The organism is Streptomyces triticirhizae (assembly GCF_003696235.1).
In the GTDB taxonomy this organism is placed as follows: Bacteria; Actinomycetota; Actinomycetes; order Streptomycetales; family Streptomycetaceae; genus Streptomyces; species Streptomyces triticirhizae.
On record NZ_RFFJ01000419.1, the window covers coordinates 1 to 758 of the forward strand.

Genomic DNA, 758 nt, shown 5'->3' on the forward strand with positions numbered 1-758 from the left:
CCAGAAGAAGACCATCAGCGGACACCACCACCGTGTGCGACACCCCCGGGGTGTTCTCCACAAAGCTGGTGATCAACCAGTTGAGGTTCTGCGCCGCCTGGCTCATCGGGCTCACACTAACGCTCCTGCTCGTAGGTGTGACCGGGACCTTGGCCCCGTTCGTCGTTCTGCGCGTCGCGGCCCGCGCCGCGCCCTTGCTGTACCCCGCGACGCAGGCTGCTCAGCCGACCACGGACATCCTTGGGGTCGCGGGAAACCTGCGGTCCACCGGGGGCGGACTCGGAGGAAGAGTGTTCCGTCAGATTGGCCTTGGGCACCCGCTTGGGCAACCCGGACGACGTGGTGCCGCCGGTGCGCTCCTCGCGGCGCGGCCCGCGCTCCCAACGCGGTGCCTCGGGCTGGGGTTCCAACCCCTGGCCCTGTGCCGTTCCCTCCTCGGGCCGCTGGTGGTGACGTGGTACACGACGGGGAAGCCCCTGGTCGTTCGCCGGGTCCCGATCAGCCCCAACCGGGCCCGCCGCAGGGAAGCCTACGCGCTGCGCGCCGTTCCCGGGACCATCCTGGCCCGAATCGGCGGCCCGCGAGAAGGCGTCGAACGACGGTTGTTGGGAGGTGGACGGGTCGGTTCCGTACGTGCCCTGCCACGCCCCTTCGGGGGTCCCACCGGCGGGGTACGCGTCGGCGGGCGGCAGTTGACCCCGGGGCGCCGGGGCCTGGTGCGCCGGCCGCGCCCCCGCCGCCCACTCGCCGGCCGGCGT

General features: G+C 72.4%; 1 protein-coding gene. It reads right to left on the minus strand.

Going from position 1 to position 758, the window contains the following annotated elements:
* Nucleotides 1-115: roadblock/LC7 domain-containing protein (locus EBN88_RS30080; protein WP_147472895.1), on the minus strand; the 115-nt coding region annotated here is incomplete at its 3' end.
* Between the last annotated feature and the right edge of the window lie 643 nt (nt 116-758).